The sequence below is a fragment of the Priestia sp. P5_B4 genome (assembly GCF_056400385.1).
In genome coordinates, this window is record NZ_JBFULJ010000261.1 from 1 (window position 1) to 4752 (window position 4752).

A 4752-nucleotide genomic window follows, 5' to 3' on the forward strand; every position below is an offset into this window, starting at 1 on the left:
TTCTTATCATAACTATGGACTAGCTTTTGACATTGCGCTGCTTGATAACGACGGAAAAGTTGACTGGACCATTGATCGAAGATGGAACAAAGCGGGAGAGATAGGAAAAAGGATTGGGTTGGAATGGGGAGGAGATTGGACAAGCTTAAAAGATTACCCTCATTTTCAATATACATTCAGTTTATCTTTGTCGGAGCTTCAAAGTGGAAAAGGACCTAAAAAACAGACGCCAAAGGCTTCAAGCATGTTAATTAAATACGGAGATCGAGGAAATCACGTACAGTTAATTCAGCGTATGCTTATTCACTTAGGTTATTCTCTTTTTGGAGGCGCAGACGGTATATTCGGGTCTTCCACTTTCAAAGCGGTAAAAGCTTTTCAACAAGCACTTTATCTGCAGGTAGATGGAATAGTTGGACCGAAGACACTCGAAAAACTCTACAATAATTTTAATAAAACTATGTTCTAAATAACCACAAAAACCGATAACGAGAAAAGGAAGAAAGGAGATGGATGGAAATCGTCTCCTTTCTTCCTTTTCTGTAGTTATAGTAGAAAAACTGAAATTTATAAAGAAATAAAAAGGATTTTCTAAGCGTAAGAAACGTTCACGTGATCTAACTGGATAACATTGCTCAACAACACGATATCTTTATATATTTCACTTTTTACAGAGGCGTTTGAACAGTTTTGATAGTCTTTCAACAAGCGGCCAAGTTCTTTAATAAATAACAACGTCTCTTGTTCATTAATCATAGTCAAAACTCCTTGTTTAGAAATGAATCCAGGTCATTATATAGGAATTCTATCATATCTATACGCACCTGTTGACAAAAAAAGTTCGTCAATTTTTTTGTGAGAAGAAGAAATTTAGGGATATGTGGAATGCGTTCGACTCTCTCATTTTATATATATGCAGCTTGTCTAAAAATATGAGAGTAGTTATAGTAATATTTACTCCTAATCATGCAACTTAAAACCTATTTTAGAGGTTATCCGTAAATTCCCTCTATTGTAGAGGGATGGAACAAAAAAAGAATGTCTCTTTTTGTATCTTTAGTATGATAATGTTTTGAAGAAATAAGGCATATTTTTGAGTGTTAAGATGGATTTAAATTAGATCTTTTGACACGCTCTTTTTGTAGGAGAGGCATATTTACTTTCTATCAAGGGAAATCGTAAAGCTCCAAAGAGTTTCTAAATCAGAAACTCTTTGGAGCTTAATTTTTTGGATAAGGGATGTGCAAAAGTTCTGGGACGGTCACAAAATGATATCCTTCTTGCTTAAGTCTAGGAATGATGGTATCCAGTGACTTTGCGGTGTTAGAAAGGTTCATGGTCCAATGGCCGCCGTCGTGCATCAAAACAATTGTTCCGGCATGCATGTTCTTAAATACATTATTGGTGATTTCTGTTTCTGGGATTTGCTTCCAGTCTAATGAATCAGAAGACCAGTTAATCGCATAGACATTTTCATTTGGCAGCTCGTTGATCATTTCTTTCGTTAAATTTCCATATGGAGGACGAAACAGCTGTGTTTCAAAACCGGTAATGTTTTTAATAATAGCCTGAGTTTTGGCAATTTCCCAGTGAAACTTTTCAGTAGATTCCTTTAGTAAATTGGGGTGCCAATAGGTATGAATCCCAACAGCATGACCTTCGGCTACCATTCTTTTCACCAGCTCAGGGTGTTCGTGAGCTTTTGCCCCAATAAGAAAAAAGGTTGCTTTAATACCATGCTTTTTCAATTGATCCAATACATGTGGAGTAAAGCGCGGATCTGGTCCATCATCAAATGTTAGGGCGGTTTGCTTTAGTTGGTTATTACCTTGATAAAGCAAACGGTCACGCACAGCTACATTTTTTACTTGTTCCGCTTTACATAGTGCAGGAAGGGCTCCATTAAATAAGAAACACAGTGTAAAAAGCAGTATGCTAATTCTTCGTATCATGTACATGCACGCTCCTTTCTAGGGCAAAGTATAACGTTATGATACCCGATTAAAAATTTTGTATGAAGCTGAATTTCCCTTTTGTGTCAAAGCGTATGATATGCATGAAACAGCGTACTATAATAAACAGTTACTATTAGGTGAAGAAAGGAAAAAGCAGATGAAAAAAATAATGATTGCCGTAGCATTGATTTTTTCGCTAAGTTTATCTCCCTTAGCTGAATATATTTCCTATCATGATGACTATAACGTAAGTGCAAGGTCGTATCGTTCGGGGAAGCGGTCCTTTAATAGACAGCCAAGCGTTAGACAAAATGAGCCGAGGTCTAATTTTTCAAACCGCAGAAATGGAACTGTAAATCGAGGAGTTACCCGTTCAAAACGAGGAGGATTCGCCCGTGGACTGCTTTATGGCGGCCTGGCAGGAATGTTATTTGGGGGTTTGCTTGGTCATATGGGTGCACTGGGCGGGATTTTTGGGTTGTTAATTAACATTTTAGCTATTGTGCTTATAATTAATTTAATTCTGCGTTTATTCCGCCCTTCTCGTCGCGACAATAATTGGAGGTAGACCGTAATTGCTGTCATAAACTAATAAGAAAGCTCCATATAAATAAGAAAACGCTTTCTATAGTTAATCGAAAGGATGAAACGTATGTCAGCAAACAGACAGCGCAGCAAATACCTGGCGTTTTGCACAGAATGCGGTCTCCCAAACAGGTTAACATTGTTTCTTTTAAGACAGTACGTTGCGACAGACGAATATAGCGGATTTTATTGTGGAAATTGCGGAATTCGAAACGAATTTCCAGATTCGGTCATTGAATATATTAAAGAACTTTAAAAAAAGCTGGGACAAGAAAATCCGAACGTGTTTGATTCTCCATCAAGAATCAAACACGTTCGGATTTTTTCATTGGTAGGGTKAACGTAGGCTGTATGTAGGTGCTTCTAAGGTGAAGAGTTCTGGAGGAAAAGCGGAAGAGGTGAGACCCTGCAGGAGCAAAAGTGGCGAGGAAGCTCATTGGCCGTCCGCGGAAAGCGACGTCTTGCGTCGAAATCAACACCGGTGAAACAAGCGATCCATACTAGACCATTTATCCCGTTTGTTTGTCTGTAGATTGATTTCGTTATGTCTCAATCTCTTTATTTATTTGATAAAACTATGTTCTAAATGCAAATTGAAAAGAAAAACATAGCTGTGCACAAAGATAACTAAATACTTTTCTTTATTAAGGATAATCAATAATTTCCTCCCTTCAGGCTTGCTGATTAAGGGCAGTGTAAAACGATTTATAAGAAGAATAGATAAAATGAATAGCTGTAAGACCTAACTAACATTTTTTGATTGCAGAAAATCGATTGAACCATACTTTAGAAGGAAGCATATACTACATTAAAATTTTAGAAAACGGAGGAATTGACTAATGCCTGTTTCCGTCATTTTTAACCAAATAAATGTGGTAAGTATGGTTTCCAATTCAGTAATTGCTTCGGGTCAAAATAGCCAGCCAGATTGGAATTCCCAAGGTAAATTTAACTTAGGAAACGGATTTTCTGTAAATTCAGCTATACTGGGCAGTACGAATATCATCAATGATCAAGATGTTTGTGACATTCCAATTACCCAGCCGGAAAATATTAATCCTCAGCCCGTTTCTCAATTCTAGGGAAAAAGAAGATGAAAGAAGTTGAAAAAGTTGATTATAAAATTTACTAATCTTAATGTTACGTATATTTCTACTAATTCTGGTATTTTCACAGGGGAAAATACTCAATCAGATTGGCAAGTAAATTGGAAAAGTAATACGGGGTTTGGTGAAATAATCGGCTATAACAACTTTGCCTCTCAAGTTGTAAATATCATTAACGATAATGATGTCGTTGATTCCTATTTTTCTGAAAATATAGATATCAACAACGCCCCTGTTACACAAAGTTAAATGAGGAAAAACGGGTTCTGCAAATACCCGTTTAAGCACTCTATTAATTATTCTGTCAGAGTGGCGAGAATAGATTAGTAATAGAGTTAAACCATCTTTTATATAGATGGTTTTTTGCTAGCTTATTTTAGGGTGTAATCGCAGCTATTAACATAGACTAAAAGGTAATGACAGGAATACTTTTATCGTAAACGGAGTAAGTATCATAGAAAAGACGTAAAAGCTCAAATGGTTAAAGAGACGTTCAATTTGAGGTGAACAGATAAGAATTTAAACATAAGATAATGTATTTTCAGTTTTATATTGAATGTGATGAAGCAAACTTCTGTCTGTGAGGTGTTGTCCATGGCTAATATTCACTATCATTCGATTAAAGTAAACAAAATTCAAAATAGTTCAGGCCTATTTTACGGCGTTAATATTCAATATAAGTGGAATCATAAAAGTCGAATTTCTGATGGTTTCGGAAAAGTAGTTGGTGATTCTAATAAAATTTTAAATAATACCACCATTGCGAAAATCCCTAAAAAGAATGATGAATAAAAACGTAGAGTCAATCCTCCTTTCTGACCTGTTCAAAAGAATCATTTACATCATCTTCACCAAGAACAAGATGTGTGTTATAGGATAGTTGATTATCATCTCCCAAAATTGTTCCAAAACCTGAATTACTGCTGCTGATTGTAGTTTCCCAATTTTGTTGCACATTCTTCCCTATAAAAACTCCTGCGTTGTTTTTAACCGAATTTACGGTGAGATCATCAAAAACGATCTGAGGAGAACGAAGATGTATTTTCATAATTCCTCCCGATACATATGAGACATTAATAGAAGTCATCTAATACACTATTATATGT

At 36.0% G+C, this 4752-nt stretch carries 9 protein-coding genes; 6 read left to right on the plus strand and 3 right to left on the minus strand.

Annotated features, from left to right (window positions below; translation table 11 throughout):
- A partial coding sequence (locus AC1DRF_RS17020; protein ID WP_477741222.1) for a peptidoglycan-binding protein occupies positions 1 to 469 on the plus strand: 469 nt, incomplete at its 5' end.
- A gap of 122 nt (positions 470 to 591) precedes the next feature.
- Here the strand turns inward: AC1DRF_RS17020 and AC1DRF_RS17025 are convergent.
- The gene (locus AC1DRF_RS17025) at positions 592 to 756 is read right to left on the minus strand and encodes a hypothetical protein (protein ID WP_013056680.1); all 165 of its coding nucleotides are present in this window, start codon (positions 754 to 756) and stop codon (positions 592 to 594) included.
- 464 nt (positions 757 to 1220) lie between these two features.
- Complete coding sequence (locus tag AC1DRF_RS17030) at positions 1221 to 1952, minus strand: polysaccharide deacetylase family protein (protein ID WP_427076273.1); 732 nt, start codon at positions 1950 to 1952, stop codon at positions 1221 to 1223.
- Between the two features lie 100 nt (positions 1953 to 2052).
- Here AC1DRF_RS17030 and AC1DRF_RS17035 point away from each other — a divergent pair, with 100 nt between their 5' ends.
- The 5 genes from AC1DRF_RS17035 to AC1DRF_RS17055 all read left to right on the plus strand — a co-directional run bounded on the left by AC1DRF_RS17035 (position 2053) and on the right by AC1DRF_RS17055 (position 4438).
- Entirely contained in the window at positions 2053 to 2523 is a 471-nt protein-coding gene (locus AC1DRF_RS17035; protein ID WP_328265413.1) for a hypothetical protein, read from the plus strand.
- Positions 2524 to 2607: 84 nt separating this feature from the next.
- Entirely contained in the window at positions 2608 to 2796 is a 189-nt protein-coding gene (locus AC1DRF_RS17040) for a hypothetical protein (RefSeq protein WP_014460480.1), read from the plus strand.
- A 583-nt stretch (positions 2797 to 3379) separates the two neighbouring features.
- A complete protein-coding gene (locus AC1DRF_RS17045) occupies positions 3380 to 3622 on the plus strand; it encodes a hypothetical protein (protein WP_028408812.1) in 243 nt (80 codons plus the stop codon).
- Between the two features lie 21 nt (positions 3623 to 3643).
- Positions 3644 to 3895 carry a hypothetical protein gene (locus AC1DRF_RS17050; RefSeq protein ID WP_427076272.1) on the plus strand — a complete coding sequence of 84 codons (252 nt, stop codon included), beginning with the start codon at positions 3644 to 3646 and terminating at the stop codon, positions 3893 to 3895.
- Positions 3896 to 4240: 345 nt separating this feature from the next.
- Positions 4241 to 4438: a hypothetical protein gene (locus AC1DRF_RS17055; protein ID WP_028408811.1), complete on the plus strand. Its 198-nt coding sequence runs from the start codon at positions 4241 to 4243 to the stop codon at positions 4436 to 4438.
- Positions 4439 to 4448: 10 nt separating this feature from the next.
- Here the strand turns inward: AC1DRF_RS17055 and AC1DRF_RS17060 are convergent, their stop codons facing one another.
- The gene (locus AC1DRF_RS17060; protein WP_043982015.1) at positions 4449 to 4694 is read right to left on the minus strand and encodes a hypothetical protein; all 246 of its coding nucleotides are present in this window, start codon (positions 4692 to 4694) and stop codon (positions 4449 to 4451) included.
- Positions 4695 to 4752 lie beyond the last annotated feature (58 nt).